The sequence below is a fragment of the Micromonospora sp. CPCC 206061 genome (assembly GCF_036906915.1).
Lineage (GTDB): Bacteria > Actinomycetota > Actinomycetes > Mycobacteriales > Micromonosporaceae > Phytohabitans.
On the sequence record NZ_JBAKHX010000053.1, the window covers coordinates 1 to 16,819 of the forward strand.

Sequence of the window (16,819 nt, forward strand, 5' to 3'; positions counted from 1 at the left end):
CGGCATCGAACCTAGCGGATCACGAACCCCCGGGCCCGATCACCACCCCTATAGAAGCGTCGACGGGGGCTTCCTTGATCGGCGGCGCCGAGCAGTGGCGCCGTGATGTCAGGGGACCGCGATGGTGCGGGCTGCCGTCGCACCCGGGGTGCCCACGCATGACGCCACCTGACCGGTGTAGACGAGCGTGGCGGCGCAGCCTTCGTCGTCCGTGACGGTCAGCCGCACTGCGTAGTTGCCCGGGGCGCCGTAGACGTGCGGGGCGCCGCGCCGCCATCGCGCAGCACCGTGCCGTCTGCGAAGTCCCAGCGGTAGCGCACCACACGCCCGTCGGCGTCGGCCGAGCCGGACGCGTTGAAGGTCGTCGGGTATCGCCGGCGGCGAAGCGCGCGACGGTCGGTGGTCGGCCGGGAGGAACGCCACCGAACTCCATCGCGCTGTTGGTGACGTAGACCGGCCGCCCGCTGGCCGGCGCGGCGCTCGCCGCTTGGGACGCTGGAATGGGTGCCAGCCAGGGCAAGGACAGCGAATGTGGACACGATTGAACGATGGGGCATGTCAGCCTCCATATGTGTCTGGTGGCGCCCCCGTAGCACCACCAAGGTCTATCCAACCCTCGAACGTGTGATCGACTCCACCCCGTTCGCCGTTCGCTTGTATGGCGGCCGTCACAGTCGCGGGCGGGCGTTGACAACGGGCTAGGCATTGCAAAGACTCAATGCCTAGCGGTGTCCACACGCGGGGGCGATCCGGACCAAAGGCTGGTTCGGTTGCGGACACCTGCCCGCCGGCGCGCTCCCGCCACCGCGTCCACTGAGGACTATCGGTTGGAGGGTCATGAACATGCGGGCAAGAGTCCTGATGCTGGCGATCGCCGTCATGTGCGCGCTGCTGCCAGGCGCGCCAGCGCGGGCGGATTCGCCGGTCTTCGGCACGCTCGTTGCGGGGGGCACGTTCACGCAGGCCGGTGGCGTCACCGCCAACCGCATCGCCACCTGGAACGGCGCGGCGTGGTCCGCGCTGACCGGGCCCGGCGGCACCGGGCTGGATGGTTCGGTGCACGCACAAACCGTCTACAATGGGCAGTTGGTGATCGGCGGCAACTTCCTCAACGCCGACGGGGTGCGGGTCAACGGCATCGCCCGGTGGGACGGCACGGCCTGGCAGCCGCTCGGCAACGGCCTGATGACGATGGCGCTCGACTTCGTCGACGCGCTGACCGTGTACAACGGCGAGCTGATCGCGGGCGGCCAGTTCCTGCGGGCCGGCGGGCAGTTCGTCAACCACATCGCGCGCTGGAACGGCAGCACGTGGTCGCCGCTCACCGGGCCGTCGGGCACCGGCATGGACATGGCGTCGGTGTGGGATCTCACCGTCTACAACGGCGCGCTCATCGCGGCGGGCGGCTTCACCGCGGCCGGCGGTGTACCGGCCAGCCGCGTCGCCCGGTGGGACGGCACGACGTGGTCCGCGCTCGGCAGCGGCACCTCCGGCGACATCCTGGCGGTCACCGTCTACAACGGAGAGCTGGTCGTGGCCGGCAGCTTCGCTGACGCTGGCGGCGTGTCCGTCGGCAACATCGCACGCTGGAACGGCAGCACCTGGTCCGCGCTGCCCGGCCCGTCGGGCACCGGGCTCAACGAGCACGCCCGCGCCATCACCGTCCACAATGGCGGCGTCGTCGTGGCCGGCTGGTTCACGCAGGCGGGTGGCGTCGCGGCCAACCACATCGCGCGCTGGAACGGCACGACGTGGTCGGCGCTGGGCAGCGGCACGGACGACTTCGTCTACTCGCTGGGCGTGTACGGCAGCGACCTCGTTGCCGGCGGGTTCTTCGACGAGGCCGGTGGCGTGACCGTCAACCATGTCGCCCGCTGGAACGGCTCCGCGTGGTCCGCCTTGACCGGCCCGGCAGGGACGGGCACGAACAACACGGTCTTCTCGCTGCTGTCCCCGTAGCACGAACCAGCCGAGGGCGGTGCCCTCGGGGTGGTCGAGGACTGGGAGGTCCGCCCGGGTCGGAAGGCCCTCCCAGTCCTCGTCTCAGGGGGCCACCGCCGCGCGGAACTCGGCCACCCGGTCGCGCAGCGCCGACAGATCACCGCCGCGCGCCGCGTCGCCGAGCAGCGGTGAACCCACACCCACCGCCACCGCGCCGCGGTCCATATACGAGCGGGCGCTGGTCGCGTCGACGCCGCCGACCGGTACGAAAGCAACCGACGGGAACGGGTCGCGCAGCGCGCTCAGGTAGCTCGGCCCGCCCAGTGACGCGGGAAAAAGCTTCACCGCTGCCGCGCCCGCGGACACCGCCTGCACGACCTCGCTGGGCGTCAGCGCGCCGGCCAGCACCGGTATCCCGAGCAGGGACGACTCGTCGACGCTGGGTGCGATGGCTGGCGTGACGAGAAAGCTCGCGCCCGCCTCGGTTGCCCGCTGCGCGTCGAGCACGCTCAGCACGGTGCCGACGCCGAGCGCGAAACCATCGCCTAGCGTCGCGCGCGCACGGCGTACCGTCTCCAGAGCCTCCGCACCGGTGAGCGACACCTCGATCAGCGCGACACCGCTGTCGGCCAGCGTCAGCACGGCGGCGAGCGCCGCCGCCGGGTCGGGTCCGCGCACGATTGCCAGCAGCCGGTGCTCACGCAGCGCGCTCATCAAATTCATCGGGTACCCCTACCTACCACTCCGCGAACGGCCTCACGCCGCGTCCCGCGCATTCCGTTCGTCATGGATGGACTTGTCGAGCAGGCGTCGCATGGCCTTCTCGGCTCCCGCCGCGTCGCCCTCCCGGATAGCGTCGACGACCGCGCGGTGACTCGGCACCGGATCGTCGTGCGGTCCACCGTGGACAACGCGGTCGCGCTCGGCGAGGCCGGTCGCTAGGACGACCTCCATCCGCTGCAGAAGCTCATTGTGTGAGACGGCCAGCAGCGTCCGGTGAAAGTTCAGGTCTGCGGCGACGGCCGCCGACGGGTCGCCCTCCGCGACGGCCATCTGGTCGATAGCGCGGTCGAGCGCGACCAGGTCGGCGGCGCAGGCCCGCAGGGCGGCCAGCCGGGCCACGGCGGGTTCCACGATCTCGCGTACCTCGTGCAGCATCTCGCAGAGCCGTTCGCCCGCGCTCGCGGCGAAGTGCCACCGGATGACGTCAACGTCGAGCAGGTGCCAGTCGGCGCGCGGCCGCACGAAGGTGCCGCGTTTCTGGCGCGCGTCGATGATGCCCTTGGCGGAGAGCACCTTCAGCGCCTCGCGCAGCGCCGTCAGACTGACATCGAGCTCGGCCCGGAGCGCCGCGATGTCGAGGGTGGCGCCTTCGGGTATGTCGCCGGCCACGATCCGCCTGCCGAGCGCCTCGACGGTCTGCCCGTGCACCCCGCGCGGCGCCGCCATCCACCACACCGCCTCCGACTAACCATTAATTACGAAAACATTGTGCCAGCCTCCGCCGATCAGGATGAACCGGGACGCCATGTCGCATAGCCGACCCGATTTTCTGGGCAACATGAACTCCGAAGGCGGGTTTGACCGTGTTCACGACGCTACGGTGATCCCCCCGACCCGACTGGAGATGGGCACATGGCCTGGTACCTGGCGCCGGCGCTCGCCGTCGGCCGCTCGGAGGTCAACCGCCGCTGGCCCAAGCGGGACAAGACCTCCGACGGCACGATCGGCGACGCGGCTCATCAGGCGAGCCGATCCGACCACAACCCGAACTCGCGGGAGTCGGTCGACGCATGGGACATGGACAAGGACGGTGTGGACGTGTGGGCGGTGATCGGCGCGTTCCAGCGCCACCCCTCGTCGCACTACTGGATCTACAACCGACAGATCGCTGACAAGGACGACGGCTGGCGCCGCCGCGCCTACAGCGGCGCCAACCCCCACACCCGGCACGTCCACTTCAGCATCCGCCAGACAGCGGCGGCGGAGCAGGACCGGCGCGCGTGGGGCCTACTGGAGGAGGAGTTCATGGCAGCGATATCCGACGCCGACCAGAGGGCGCTGATCTGGCGCGTCGAGGGGATCGTCTCGGGGCGCCTCACCGTCGCGGGCGGCCCGACGAGGGGCGAGCCCGTCGCGATCAACCAGCGAATCGTCGCCATCGAGCAGAAGGTCAACGCGCTGACGACCGCCATCGCCGCGATCGACGACGAGGTGGCGGTGAAGCTGCGCGTCGAGTTCGAGCAGATCGACGCGGCGCACGACGAGCTGATGACGTCCGTCGACCAGGTCGACGAGGCGGTCGTCGAGGCGATCGGGCAGGGCGCCTCACCCGAGGTCGTGGCCGCGCGGCTCCGCGCCGCACTGGGCGACCGCGCCGCGATGGTAGGTGCCCTGCTGTCCGAGCCAAAGTAGCCGCTCACGCCGGGCGGATGGGTCAGGCGGGGAGGGCGAGCAGCACGACGCCAGCGGCGGCGGCGACGCTCGCGGCGATCCGCACGCGGCCCATCGGCTCGTGGAACACCACCACGCCCAGTACCGCCGCCGGAAGCCATCAGGCGCGGAGCGCGAGGGTGGCGTACACCTTGGGGATCGCCTTGGCGACCGTGTCGGACAGCGTCGTGAACGGCGTGACGATTGGCTCGTCGCGCCCGCGCTTCCAGGTGCCGACGACCCGGCCGGCGCTGACCACCGTCGGCTGGAAGACGCCGTTGCCGCCCGGCACGACCTGGTTGGCGTACTCGGCGGGCAGTGCCGCGGTGCGGTCGAGGTATCCCAGGATGAACTCGTCGAAGCCCGGCAGCAGGAAGACGCCCTTGGCGCGGCGGCCGCAGGAGGCCAGCAGGTCGGGCGTCTCCGGCGCCATGAGGTGCTCGACGCCGTCCACCTCGACGGTGGCCAGCTCGGGCCGGGCGAGCGCGATGCCGGTGCGCACGTCAGCGGCTGTCAGGTTGGTCCAGCGGGTGAAGTCTTTGGCGGTGGCCGGGCCGTGGCCGCGGAAGTAGCGGAGGGCCAGCTCCCCGAGCGCCTCGTCGCGCTCGGGGCGTCGCGGATTGGGGATCCACTCGTCGACCAGCACGATGAGCTGCTCGCCGCCGCGCGTCGGTCCAAAGCAGACGGTGGCGGTCTGCGCGAGGTAACCGAGCATGTGGTAGCCCCGCTGGCCGGTCGTGCCGAGCCCGGCTTCGTCCCATACGGCCATGAGCTCGGCGCGGGACAGCTTGCCGCCGCCCGCGAGCGCGCCCACCGCGACCTCCTCGGCACGCCCGAGGGTCGGGGCGTCGAGGCCGAGCTCTGCCCGGCGCTTGGCCGAGGTGGCGATGATCCGGGGTGTCGTGAGTGGGAGGATCCACGGCAGGTCTTCGGCCGCGACGAGATGCAGGGTGCCGCGCATCGGCCAGCTCTTGACGACCTCGCCGGCGTCGAAGGCTTGCTCGACGCCGGCGCGGGTGCCCGACTCGGTGCGCAGCGCGACCGACGTGATGGCGCCGTTGGGGTCCTGCGCCTGGAGGGCGGTCAGCCACCGCACCGTCTCGACCGCGCTGGGCAGGTGGTGGCCGGCGATGCGCAGCGCCGCGAGCCGGAGCAGCGGGATGTCCATGACGCCCACCGTAGGCCACCCCTCCGACACTACGAGAGGGCGTGTTTCAGGACCTTGCCCATGGCGTTGCGGGGAAGGGAGTCGAGGAGGTGGATCTCGCGGGGGCGTTTGTGGGGGGCCAGCTGCGTTGCCACCCACTGGGCCAGTTCTTCCGGATCGGGGCGGGCGCCGGGGGCGGCCACGATCCAGGCCACCACGCGCTCGCCGAGATCCGTGTCGGGTGCGCCGGTCACCGCCGCCTCGGCGACCGCGGGGTGGTCGAGCAGCACGTTTTCGATCTCGCCGGCCCCGATCTTGTATCCGCCGCTCTTGATCAGGTCGGTGGCGCGGCGCCCGACGATCCGGATCGCGCCGTCGTCGGTCCAGGTCGCGACGTCGCCCGTGCGGAACCAGCCGTCGCGCATCGCCTCGGCGGTCGCGGCCGGGCGGTTGAGGTACTCCAGGAACAGGTTCGGCCCGCGGACCAGGATCTCGCCCACCTCGCCGGCCGCGTGCAGCTCACGCCCCTCGTCGTCGACGAGCCGGACGTCCACGCCGGGCAGCGGGGGCCCGACGGTGCCGGGGACGCGGTCGCCGTCGGCGCGTACGGCGCAGTTCATCAGGGTCTCGGTCATGCCGTACCGCTCGACAACGCGCTGCCCCGTGGCCCGCGCGATGCGCTCGTGGTCGACGACGGGCAGCGCCGCCGAGCCGGAGACCAGCAGCCGGGCGCCTGCCAGCGCCGACGCCACGTCCGGGTCCACCGACGCCGCCTCGGCCAGCCGGTGGTACATCGTGGGCACTCCAAACAGGACGGTCGCGCAGGTGCGCAGCGCCGCCGCGGCGGCCGAGGGAGAGAAGCGTCCGATGTGGTATGCCGTGCCGCCGAGCCGGAGCGGCCCGAGCATGCCGAGGATGAGGCCGTGCACGTGGAAGAGCGGCAGCCCGTGCGCCACCGTGTCGTCGGCCGTCCACTGCCACACCGACGCGAGCGCGTCGAGGTTGCTCGCGATGGCGCTGTGGGGGAGCACGACGCCCTTGGGCGGCCCGGTCGTGCCCGAGGTGTAGACGATGAGGGCGGGTGCCGTAGGCGCGACGGGCGCCAGCGCGACCCGGGAAGAGACCGGAAGCGCCTCATCCAGTACGAGATCAGGCTTGCTGTCGCCGAGGATGTGCGCGACCTCCCGCTCGCCGGCCTGGGGGTTGAGCGGCACCACCGGAACCCCGGCGCGGAGCCCGGCCACGACGGCGACCACCGTCTCGACGCGCGACCTCGCCCACACCGCGACCCGGCGCGCCCCCGCGATCGCGCCGGCCACCTCGGCGGTCCACCGGTTGAGCTCGCGATAGGTGGTCACCTCGTCGCCGAAGCGCAGAGCCGGCCGGTCGCCAAGCAGCGGGTCGTCAAGGGACGGAAAGAGTGTCACGGCCCCCATCATGCCGGCCACGCTAAAGCACCCCTATCGTGGAGCCCGATGAGTGGGATAATGACGAAGTGGGCCGTCCTGGCGGAGTACCCGGTCAGCGAACAGGACCTCGACGCGGCCGGCGTGGTCAGCGACGAGGCCCTGGTGCGCTGGGTCGACGCGGCGCGCCAGGCCTACCTGGACGGCTGTCCCACCCTGGCCGCGGCCGGGCGGGAGCCCGGCGTGGCGCTGCGGCACCGGACGGCCGCGCTGCCGAGCGGTGCGCTGCTCGGCCGCCCGGCGGACATCGTGGTGACCGCGAGCGCCAAGGAGTTCCGGCCGGCGTCGTTCACGATCGCGGTGCGGGTGCGGCCCGGCGGCGGTGACCGGGAGATGCCCGTCAACGCCTCGTGCGTGATCCGGTTGGAAGACACGGCGACAGGCGAGGCCCGAGAGCTGGGCAACGAGATCCGCGACGAGCTGATCGCTCTTGAGCAGAGCGCGAGCCACTACAACTGAAAGCGTCCAAGCGGGGTTCCCACGCCCCCATGTGGTGACCGTCGGTCACACTCAAGCTCACGCTCCCCCGTGCGTATCGCAACGGTGTGACCGGTGGGCACTCGCGCAGGAACCCCGTGGACGAAGACCAGCCTGTCGGACCCCGTGATACAAACGTTCATACACCCCACACACCTGCGAGGTTGGATGCGGTTCACGGTGCTCGGACCGGTGACGGTGGTCACCGCGGAGCACCAGCACCGGCTTCCGCGCGCGCAGACCCGCGGGTTGCTGGCATATATGCTGCTCAACCTCGGTCAGCGGGTGTCACGCGAGGCGATGATCGAGGCCCTGTGGGGCGGGGCGGCGCCGTCCACCGCCAAGTCGCAGGTGCACAACGCGATCACGGTGATCCGTGCCCGCCTCGCCGAGCTGGGCGCTGGCGACGTGTTCGTGGGCGGGCCGTCCGGATACCAGCTGCTGGTGGAGGCCGACCAGGTCGACGCGGCGGCGTTCGAAGCCAGCGTCCGCCGGGCCCGGGAGGTGGCCAGCCGGGGCGCGCACGACGAGGCCGTCGCGCTGCTGCGCGGGGGCCTGGCGATGTGGCAGGGCCCGCCACTCGCCGACGCGAGTGGCGCCTACGTCGACGCCGCCCGCGCCCGGCTCGTCGAGCGCCGGCTGACCGCGTACGAGGACCTGGCCGACGCCGAACTGGAGCTCGGCCGCGCCGAGGCGGTGGTCACCGAGATCGCGCCGCTCGTCGACGAGTACCCGATGCGCGAGCGCCTGCGGGCCCGGCAGATGACCGCGCTGTACCGCAGCGGCCGGCAGGTCGAGGCGCTGCAGAGCTACCGCGCGTACCGGACGCTGCTCGCCGAGCACGAAGGGCTCGACCCTGGGCGCGAGATCGCTGACCTGGAGAGCCTGATCCTGCGGGCGGAGCTGCCCGAGGCGCCCCCGCGCGAGCAGGCGCCCGTTCCGGCCCTGCTGCCGCCCGACATCCCGGACTTCACGGGCCGGGGCGGCGAGGTCGACGCTGTCTACCGGCTGCTGACCGAGAACCGCCAGCCCACGGCGCTGGCGATCGCCGGCATCGCGGGCATGGGCGGGGTCGGCAAGACCACCCTGGCGGTGAGGTCGGCGCACCTCGCGGCGACCGAGTACCCGGACGGCCAGCTCTACGTCAATCTGCGCGGCGCGCAGGCGACCCCGCTCGACCCCGGTGACGTGCTGGCCAGGTTCCTGCGCGCGCTCGGCGTCGACAGCCGCGCGATCCCGCACGACCTGGCGGAGCGCACCGAGTTGTACCGCAGCAAGGTGGCCGGCCGCCGGGTGCTGGTCGTGCTCGACAACGCCGCCTCCGAGGAGCAGATCCGCCCGCTGCTGCCCGGCGCGCCCACCTGCGCCGTGCTGATCACGAGCCGCGCCCGGCTCACCGGCGTCGAGGGCGCCCGCTGGATCGACCTGGAGGTGTTCAGCCCCGGCGAGGCGATCGAGCTGCTGGCGGTGGTGGCCGACGACGGGCGGGTCGCGGCGCAGCGGTCCGACGCGGCCGAGATCGCCCGGCTCTGCGGCGGGTTGCCGCTCGCGGTACGGGTGGCCGGCGCGCGGCTGACCGCCCGGCCGACGTGGCGCCTCGCGCACCTGGCCCGGATGCTCGGCGACGAGCGCCAGCGGCTCGACCGGCTGGCGACCGGCGACCTTGAGGTGCGCGCCTCGCTCGCCCTCAGCTACCAGGCCCTCGACCCGGAATCCCAGCGGCTCCTGCGGCTGCTCGGCCTCTTCGACGTGCCGCACTTCTCCGCGTGGCTGGCCGCCGCGGTGCTCGAACGCCCCGTCGACGACGCCGCCACGCACCTGGAGGCGCTGGTCGACGCGCAGTTGCTGAGCGGCACGGGCACGGACGAGGCGGGCCAGAACCGGTACCGCTTCCACGACCTGGTGCGGCTCTACGCCCGCGAACGCGCCGAGCTGGAAGACAGCGAGGCTGACCGGTCCGCCGCGCTCGCACGCGGGTTCGGGGGGTGGCTCGCCATCGCCGAGCGCCTGGCCGCTCGGGTACCGGGGCCGCCGTTCGCGCCGATCAGTGGCTCTGCGCCGCGCCCCGCGCTGGGCTGGGTCGACGACGGCGCCGACCCGCTGCGGTGGTTCGACGCCGAGCGCAGCACACTGATCGCCGCGATCCGTCAGACGTGCGCGTTGGGGCTGGACGAGCTCGCGTTCGACCTGGCCGGGTGCATGGAGAAGTACTTCGACATCCGTGGCATGTACACCGAATGGCAGGCCGTCAACACGCGGGTCATCGAGCTGTGCCGTGCCAAGGGCAACCTGCGCGGCGAGGCGGTCATGCGGCGGGGCCTCACCGAGGTCATCACCTGGAACACCATCGACCACACCGGCGAGGCGATGGTCCGGTTCGAGACCGAGGCGCACGAGCTGGTCGAGATGTTCGAGGCGCTGGGTGAGCGGCGCGGCATGTCCGACGCGGAGGTCAACTGCGCGTGGGCCGCCTCGGCGAAGGGTGCCTCGGGCGAGGCGGTGGAGCACGGCCTGCGCGCGTTGCGCCTCGCCGAACAGACCGGTCACCTCGGTGGCGAGGCCCGCGCGCACGTCGCGATCGCGGTCGCCCGCGGTGAGCAGCGCGACCTCATGGACGCGTTCGCACACCTGACGCAGGCGCTGGAGCGGATACGCACGCTGGGGAACCCGCGCTACGAGGCCGCCGTCCTGCAGTTCATGGGCATCGGGTTCGTGAGGGCCGGCGACCTGGACTCGGCCGAGCGGGTACTGGACGAGTCGCTCGCGATCTCCCGACGACTCAGCGACAGCTACACCGAGGTGCTGACCTTGCTGGAGCTGGCCCGCCTGTACCTGCACCGGGGCGATCCGCGGGCACGGACGGTGGCGGAGACTTCGCTGGCGTTGGGGCGCGAGTACAACATGAGTCACCACGTCGCCGACTCGCTTGGCGTGCTGGGCGAGATCGAGCTGGCCGCCGGCCGGCCCGACAAGGCGGCCAAGCACCTGGAGGAGTCGGTGGCGCTGTGGCGCACCCGGGGCTGGCTGTCGTTTCTGGCGAACGCCCTGGCGAAGCTCGGCAAGGCGTACGCGGAGATCGACCCGCAGTTGGCGAAGGCGGCGTTCGACGAGGCCCGCGACCTCTATTTCCGACTGGACAACGCGGAGGCGGCGGCGTCCCTGCCCGCGTAACGGGCGTCGTAGATCAGGGCGGCGGCCGCGATCGCCAGCGCGCCCACCATGTACCGGCCGGTGAGCAACAGCAGCGCCACCACCGCCACCAGCGCCACCGTCGCCGTGCGGTGCGACCAGGTGCCCCGGGGCAGCAGCCGGAGGGCGGCGGCCATGCCGAGCACGTACACCATCGCGAAGCAACCGGTCGTCAGCAGCACGGAGGGGCGCGGGTCGGCATCGGTGACGGCGACCGCGCCCAGCGACACAGTGGACAGTCCTGCGATCACCGAGAGGCTGCGCCGGGGTACCGTGCCGGCCTCGCTGCCACGGGCGAACCAGGTCGGCAGCGCGCCGTCGCGGCCGAGGGCGGCACCGAGCTTGGCGCCGCCCGCGAAGTAGGCGTTCATCGCGCCGATGGTCAGCAGCAGCGCCGCCCCGGCCGCCAGTACCCGGACCTCGCCGCCGACCCCGATGGCGAGCAGTTCGGCGAGGGGCGCGTCGGACGTACCTGCGGCGGCGCCGAGCACCAGCACGCTCGCGGCGGCGATGGCGAAGTACAGCAGCCCGACCACGGCCACGGCGATGACGGTGGCGCGGGGCAGGTCGCGCGCCGGGTGGCGGAAGTCGGCGGCCAGGTGGGTGACCGCCTCCCAGCCGGCGAAGCCCCACACCAGCAGCGCGGCCGCGGGCCCGATCGCGAGCCAGCCGTGCGGCGCGAACGGCTGGAGGTTGTCGAGGCGCGCGTGCGGCAGCGCGGTGAGCGTCGCGGTCAGCAGTAGGGCGACAAGCAGCGCGGCGAGGCCGAACTGGAGCCGGCCCGAGATCCGCAGCCCGCCCGCGTTGGTGGCGGTCACGAAGGCGATCAGCAGCGCCCCGGTGATCAGCGTGGTGCTCTTGCCACCACCGACGGCCGCTGACACGTACGCGCCGGCGAACATCGCGGCCGCGGGCGCGCCGGCCGGGATCGCGAAGTAGAAGCACCAGCCCACGACCGCCGCGGCGCGCGGGCCGAAGGCGCGGCGCACGTACGTGGAGACGCCGCCCGAGTCCGGGTACCGGGCGCCGAGCGCCGCGAACGTGGTGGCGAGCGGCACGGACAGTGCGATCAGCGCCAGCCAGGCGACGAGCGACGCGGGTCCGGCCGTCTCGGCGGCGAGCGCGGGCAGGGCGATCACGCCGGTACCGAGTACGGCACCGATCGACAGGGCAGCGCCTTGCGGCACGGTCATTCTGGTCATGCGCCAGCTAACTTGGTCACGCCCTACGGTAGGGACGTACATTGGCCCCGTAGAAGTGCCAATGCTGGCCATCCTGATTGGGCCAATCCATGGACCTGCACGTGAGCCTCACCGGCCGAGGTGACCTGGCCACCCAGATCTACCGCCAGATCCTCGACGCGGTGGTCGACGGCCGGTTGCGCCCCGGCGAGCGGATGCCGCCGACCCGCGAGCTGGCCCGGCGCCTCGCGGTGTCGCGCAACACGGTGGCGGTGGCCTACGACCGGCTGACCGCCGAGGGCTTCCTCATCGGGCGGGTCGGCGCCGGCACGTTCGTGTGCGTCGAGGCGCTCGACCGGCGCCGGCCGCGGACCGCGCCGGCTGGGCGGGGCGTGCGGCCGAGGCGGTTCTGGCGCACGGCACCCTCCCCGGTCACCGGGTTAGGTGAAGGGCCATACGACTTCACGGTCGGGGTACCGGACGTCCATATCTTCCCGCTGGAGACGTGGCGCCGCCTGGTGACGCAGGAGCTGCGGCTAACCACCATCCAGCAGGCCGACTACAGCGAGCCCGCCGGCCATCCCGGGCTCCGGGCGGCGATCGCGCGGTACGTCGGGGTGGCCCGGTCGGTGCGGGCGGCACCCGACGACGTGCTCGTCACGCACGGTGCGCAGCAGGCCCTCGACCTGGTCGGCCGGGTCCTCATTGAGCCGGGCACCCGGGTGGCGGTGGAGGAGCCGGGCTATCCGCCGGCGAGGCTGCTCTTCGAGTCGCTGGGCGCGCGGGTCGCCGGCGTACCCGTCGACGGCGACGGCCTCGACGTGGCGGCCCTGCCCACCGATACCCGCCTGGTCTACGTCACGCCGTCCCACCAGTACCCGCTGGGCGTGCCGATGTCGCTGCGCCGGCGTGCCGCGCTGCTCGCCTGGGCCGAACGGCACCGCGCTGTGGTGGTGGAGGACGACTACGACAGCGAGTTCCGTTTCGAGGACCGCCCGCTCGAACCGTTGCAGAGCCTCGACCGCGACGGCCGGGTGGTCTACGTCGGCACGTTCTCCAAGACGATGCTGCCAATGCTGCGGCTCGGCTTCCTGATCGCGCCCGCGTCTCTGCGGCCTGCGCTGGTGGGTGCCAAGCGCCTGACGGACTGGCATGGCGAGCTGTCCAACCAGGCCGCGCTCGCCCGGTTCCTCGACGACGGGCACCTGGCCCGCCACGTCCGCCGGGCCACCCGGGTGTACGCCGACCGGCACGCCCTGGTGGTCGGTGCGCTGCGGCGAGACTTCGCCAGCTGGCTGGAGCCGGTGCCGTCGGCCGCCGGGCTGCACGTGTGCGCCCGGCTCACGCCCGGCGCCGAGGTCGATCTCACCGGGGTGGTACGCCGTGCCGCCGAGGCCGGTGTGGCGGTGACGGAGCTGGCCCGCTTCTGTGGCCAACGGCCCGCGCAGCACGGGCTGGTGATCGGGTACGGGGCGGTGCCGACCGAGCGCATCGCCGAGGGGATGCGCCGGCTGGCGGCTAGCCGAGCAGGTTGATCTTGTCGATCCTCGGCGCGAAGTAGGTCGGGTTGCTGAAGGCCAGCCGGTTCCTCCCCGCCCGCAGCTCGATCGTGAACGTCTGCGTCGCTACCGTGTTCCACCCGCCGCTCGACGGAAACCGCAGCAGCAGCGGGCGTTGGCCGTTGACGGCCAGCAGCACGTTGCGGTCCTCGCCGCTGACGTACGCGACGGTCAGCGCGTACCGGGTCGCCCGCGCCACCGTCACCTCGTTGAAGACGAGCTGCCCGGCGTTGCCCGCCTGGTCGGTGCCGATCTGGTGCACGAGCCGACCGCCCGAGGCGGCCGGCTCGGCGAGCACCTCGGCCGTACCGACCAGCAACGCGTCCTCGGCCTCGACAGAGGTCGTCACAGAGCCGCCGGGACCGCTGCTGGTGTTCGTCGGGCTGACCGATGGCGTCGTTGGGGACGGGCTCCCAGGCGGCCCGGTCGTGGGCGCGCCGCCAGTAGGGCCGGAGCCGAGACCGGAGTCGGCGGTGACCTGAACCGGGGAAACGCTCGGCGTGCCGAGCGCCACCCCCTCGCCGGCCGGCGGGTCGTCGAGCGTGATGATCGAAACCGTCACGGCGAGGGCGACCGCGACGGCACCGCCGGCGATCACGGCGAGCGGTGTGCGGCGGCGGCGTACCCGGTGCGCCGGGCCGCTGGCCGGCCCGTCGTCGTCGGGCAGGGCGGGCGCCGCGTAGGCGGTCACAGCCCGATCGGTCCGGTCGGCTTCGTCGGATTCGTCGGCTCTATCGGCGGTGTCGGCACCTTCGGCGGCGTGCCGGCCGCCAGCAGCGGGCGCGTCGCCCACGCTCGCCGGGCCGTTGCCGGCCGGTGAGCCACTCAGCCAACCACCGACCCTCAACCGGTCCGGCGGATCGTCACCTGGCTTGGTCATGCCACCTCTCGTCCCCCCGGCCCCCAAGACCAATACGCGGCGTGGAGAGTATCCTGATCGGCCGCTCAGGGCAATCGTAAGGAATGTATATCGGTTCCTTGCGATTCAAGAGAATGGCGACTGAAACCCAGAGGATATTAGCCCTCAAGGGCAAGCGATGTATTCGGATCTGCTGACTTCGAAATAAACAGCGACTATTCGGGGACGAACTGGTCCAGCATGCCGAGGCCGTGGGCCGCACCGATGGCGCCGGCCCGGTTGTGCGTGCCCAACTTCAGGAACAGCCGGGCCTGGGTGTTCTCCACGGTCTTTTCGGCGATCGCCAGCAGCGCCGCGGTCTGGCGTACCGAATGGCCCATCGCGATCGAACGCAGGATGTCCGCCTCTCGCCCGGTCAGCTCCGGTATTCGGAGGGGCTGATCCGGCCGCACGGGAACGCGGCGGGTCGGTACCAGTCCCAGCGCCGCCGCCCTTGCGACGGCCTGGCACTGCGTCGCCACATTGAGCTTGGCGTAGATGTGCCGCTTGCTGTTTTCGACCGCGCCGACGCTGCTGCCCAGCATGGCGGCGATGCGCCGGGCCGGATGGCCCGCGCCGAGCAGCGAGAGGATCTCGCGCTCGTGCGGTGTCAGGCCGCCAGGCGCCGAGACCGTCACACCCGTGCGCGGCCCGCGCGCCTGCTGGCGCAGGACGCTGAGCAGCGCCTCCAGGCCGAGCGCGCCCGGCACGAGCGCGTCGACCCCCGCGCGGCGAGCTGCCACCACGGCCGCCGCCGTCAACTCGTCGCAGATGACGATTATTCGGGTACGCCCACAGCCTTCCCGGATCGCGGTGAGTGGCCCCAACGTGGCCACCACATTGACGCCCCCATCGACGAGCACCAGGTCGGGCGTCCGCAGCGCGCACAGACGGGGGAGTTCGGCCACGTCGGCGGCCTGCCCCACGACTGCGAACCGCTGCTGCCGCCCCAGCCACGCGACCAGGGCGTCCCGGAAGAGCCGGCGGCCGCTGTGCGCCACGACCGTTGCACCGCTATTTGGTGTCGTTCCAATTCCGGCCACGGCGTCAGTCTCGTTCGGCGCGCCGCCCCGCACATCACCCCCAGGGGAATTTGGGATGGGGATAATCAGGTGCGTGGATCGCCAGCAGCGGGCCGCGGAGGCCCGGCGCGTCGCCGCCGACCTGGCCGCGCAGGACGTCCGTAACGTCGCTCTGACCTGGGTGGACAACGCGGGCGTGACCAGGGTCAAAGCGGTGCCGGTCGATCGGTTCGAGCGCGCCGCCGAGTGGGGCGTCGGCATGTCGCCGGTGTTCGACGTGTTCTGTGTCGACGATTCGATCACCACCAGCCGGCACGCGGGCGGGCCTGTCGGTGACCTGCGGCTGCACCCCGACCTGTCTCACGTGACCGCGCTCGCCGCGCAGCCCGGCTGGGCGTGGGCTCCCGTCGACCGGCACACCCAGGAGGGCGAGCCGTACCCCGGCTGCCAGCGCGGCTTCGCCCGGGCGGCCACCGAGCGGGCCCGCGAGGCCGGGCTCGAGCTGCGGATGGCGTACGAGTTCGAGTGGTTCGCGGGCACGGTCGACGCGACGCCGTCCACCACGGGTCCGGCGTACGGCATGACGCGGCTGGTGGAACTGTCCGGATACGCCGACGCGGTGCTCGCCGCGCTGGCCGACCAGCGGGTGCCCGTCGAGCAGTTCCATCCCGAGTACGCGGCCGGGCAGTGGGAAGTGTCGGTGGCGCCCGCCGACCCGGTGACCGCGGCCGACCGGGCTGTGCTGGTGCGGCAGACCATCCGCGCGGTGTCCGCCACCTTCGGTTACCAGGTCTCGTTCGCGCCCGTCGTGGTGGCCGGGCAGGTCGGCAACGGCGGACACCTGCACCTGTCGGCGTGGACCGGCGAGCAGAACCTGTTCGCCGGCGGTGACGGCCCGCACGGTGTGACCGCCGAAGGCGAATCCATCCTGGCCGCGCTCCTGCACCGCCTCCCCGCTCTGGTGGCGATCGGCGCGCCCAGCCCGGCCAGCTACCTGCGCCTGGTGCCGCGGCACTGGGCCGGCCCGTACCAGTGCTGGGGCCGTGAAAACAGGGAGGCCGGCCTGCGCCTGGTCACCGGCAGCGAGGGCGAGCGGGAGACGGCGGCGAACGCCGAGCTCAAGTGCTTCGACGGGGCCGCCAACCCGTACCTGCTCGCCGGCGCCGTGACCGCGGTGGTGACGGCGGCTCGCGACGCCGGCCTGACGTTGCCGCCCGAGGTCACCGTTGACCCGGCAGATCTGCCCGAGGGTGACCAACCGCCGCGGCTGCCCACCTCCCTACCCGACGCGGTGGCGGCGCTCCGCGCCGACGATCTGCTCCCGGCCGCGCTGGGCGGGCCCTTGCTAGAGGCCTTCTGCGCGGTCCGCGAGGCCGAACACCGCCTCTTCGCCGACGCGTCCCCCGCCGAGCTGGCCGAAGCCACCCGCTGGCGCTACTAGCCAGGCCGCTCCTGCCGCCGCGGGGAAAGTCGGTGGGGGGAAACCGTGGGGGCGGGTAGCCTTGC

General features: G+C 72.5%; 15 protein-coding genes. 6 read left to right on the top strand and 9 right to left on the bottom strand.

Annotated elements, in window-relative coordinates; translation table 11 throughout:
• Positions 1 to 108 precede the first annotated feature (108 nt).
• Positions 109 to 228 (bottom strand): hypothetical protein, encoded by a 120-nt coding sequence (locus V6V89_RS41870; protein ID WP_442935232.1) that lies wholly within the window; start codon positions 226 to 228, stop codon positions 109 to 111.
• A complete protein-coding gene (locus tag V6V89_RS28100; RefSeq protein WP_334622463.1) occupies positions 219 to 557 on the bottom strand; it encodes a PKD domain-containing protein in 339 nt (112 codons plus the stop codon). Before V6V89_RS28100 ends, V6V89_RS41870 begins: the two co-directional genes overlap by 10 nt.
• A 286-nt stretch (positions 558 to 843) precedes the next feature.
• On the opposite strand from V6V89_RS28100, the gene V6V89_RS28105 reads away from it, so the two are divergent.
• Positions 844 to 1,959 (top strand): hypothetical protein, encoded by a 1,116-nt coding sequence (locus V6V89_RS28105; protein ID WP_334622464.1) that lies wholly within the window; start codon positions 844 to 846, stop codon positions 1,957 to 1,959.
• Between the two features lie 84 nt (positions 1,960 to 2,043).
• On the opposite strand, the gene V6V89_RS28110 is transcribed toward V6V89_RS28105, so the two are convergent.
• Both V6V89_RS28110 and V6V89_RS28115 read right to left on the bottom strand, forming a co-directional pair.
• Positions 2,044 to 2,664 (bottom strand): bifunctional 4-hydroxy-2-oxoglutarate aldolase/2-dehydro-3-deoxy-phosphogluconate aldolase, encoded by a 621-nt coding sequence (locus V6V89_RS28110; RefSeq protein ID WP_334622465.1) that lies wholly within the window; start codon positions 2,662 to 2,664, stop codon positions 2,044 to 2,046.
• A gap of 33 nt (positions 2,665 to 2,697) precedes the next feature.
• Positions 2,698 to 3,390 (bottom strand): FadR/GntR family transcriptional regulator, encoded by a 693-nt coding sequence (locus V6V89_RS28115; protein ID WP_334622466.1) that lies wholly within the window; start codon positions 3,388 to 3,390, stop codon positions 2,698 to 2,700.
• A 186-nt stretch (positions 3,391 to 3,576) separates the two neighbouring features.
• On the opposite strand from V6V89_RS28115, the gene V6V89_RS28120 reads away from it, so the two are divergent.
• Positions 3,577 to 4,356: a hypothetical protein gene (locus V6V89_RS28120; protein WP_334622467.1), complete on the top strand. Its 780-nt coding sequence runs from the start codon at positions 3,577 to 3,579 to the stop codon at positions 4,354 to 4,356.
• Between the two features lie 139 nt (positions 4,357 to 4,495).
• Here the strand turns inward: V6V89_RS28120 and V6V89_RS28125 are convergent, their stop codons facing one another.
• Both V6V89_RS28125 and V6V89_RS28130 read right to left on the bottom strand, forming a co-directional pair.
• Positions 4,496 to 5,542 (bottom strand): winged helix DNA-binding domain-containing protein, encoded by a 1,047-nt coding sequence (locus tag V6V89_RS28125; protein ID WP_334622468.1) that lies wholly within the window; start codon positions 5,540 to 5,542, stop codon positions 4,496 to 4,498.
• A gap of 29 nt (positions 5,543 to 5,571) precedes the next feature.
• A complete protein-coding gene (locus V6V89_RS28130) occupies positions 5,572 to 6,948 on the bottom strand; it encodes an acyl-CoA synthetase (protein ID WP_334622469.1) in 1,377 nt (458 codons plus the stop codon).
• Positions 6,949 to 6,996: 48 nt separating this feature from the next.
• Between V6V89_RS28130 and V6V89_RS28135 the strand changes: the two genes are divergently transcribed.
• Both V6V89_RS28135 and V6V89_RS28140 read left to right on the top strand, forming a co-directional pair.
• Positions 6,997 to 7,446: a hypothetical protein gene (locus V6V89_RS28135; protein ID WP_334622470.1), complete on the top strand. Its 450-nt coding sequence runs from the start codon at positions 6,997 to 6,999 to the stop codon at positions 7,444 to 7,446.
• A 186-nt stretch (positions 7,447 to 7,632) separates the two neighbouring features.
• Positions 7,633 to 10,635 carry an AfsR/SARP family transcriptional regulator gene (locus V6V89_RS28140; RefSeq protein ID WP_334622471.1) on the top strand — a complete coding sequence of 1,001 codons (3,003 nt, stop codon included), beginning with the start codon at positions 7,633 to 7,635 and terminating at the stop codon, positions 10,633 to 10,635.
• Here the strand turns inward: V6V89_RS28140 and V6V89_RS28145 are convergent.
• On the bottom strand, positions 10,587 to 11,855 hold the full coding sequence (locus tag V6V89_RS28145) for an APC family permease (RefSeq protein ID WP_334622472.1): 1,269 nt from the start codon (positions 11,853 to 11,855) through the stop codon (positions 10,587 to 10,589). The genes V6V89_RS28140 and V6V89_RS28145 overlap by 49 nt on opposite strands.
• 89 nt (positions 11,856 to 11,944) lie before the next feature.
• Here V6V89_RS28145 and pdxR point away from each other — a divergent pair, with 89 nt between their 5' ends.
• On the top strand, positions 11,945 to 13,369 hold the full coding sequence (gene pdxR, locus V6V89_RS28150; protein WP_334622473.1) for a MocR-like pyridoxine biosynthesis transcription factor PdxR: 1,425 nt from the start codon (positions 11,945 to 11,947) through the stop codon (positions 13,367 to 13,369).
• Here the strand turns inward: pdxR and V6V89_RS28155 are convergent.
• Together V6V89_RS28155 and V6V89_RS28160 are read right to left on the bottom strand one after the other, a co-directional pair.
• Positions 13,353 to 14,273, bottom strand: coding sequence for a hypothetical protein (locus tag V6V89_RS28155; RefSeq protein WP_334622475.1), 921 nt, complete (start codon positions 14,271 to 14,273; stop codon positions 13,353 to 13,355). The genes pdxR and V6V89_RS28155 overlap by 17 nt on opposite strands.
• 194 nt (positions 14,274 to 14,467) lie before the next feature.
• Entirely contained in the window at positions 14,468 to 15,334 is an 867-nt protein-coding gene (locus V6V89_RS28160; protein ID WP_334622476.1) for a response regulator transcription factor, read from the bottom strand.
• 73 nt (positions 15,335 to 15,407) lie between these two features.
• On the opposite strand from V6V89_RS28160, the gene V6V89_RS28165 reads away from it, so the two are divergent.
• Positions 15,408 to 16,754, top strand: coding sequence for a glutamine synthetase family protein (locus V6V89_RS28165; RefSeq protein ID WP_334622477.1), 1,347 nt, complete (start codon positions 15,408 to 15,410; stop codon positions 16,752 to 16,754).
• Positions 16,755 to 16,819: the final 65 nt, after the last annotated feature.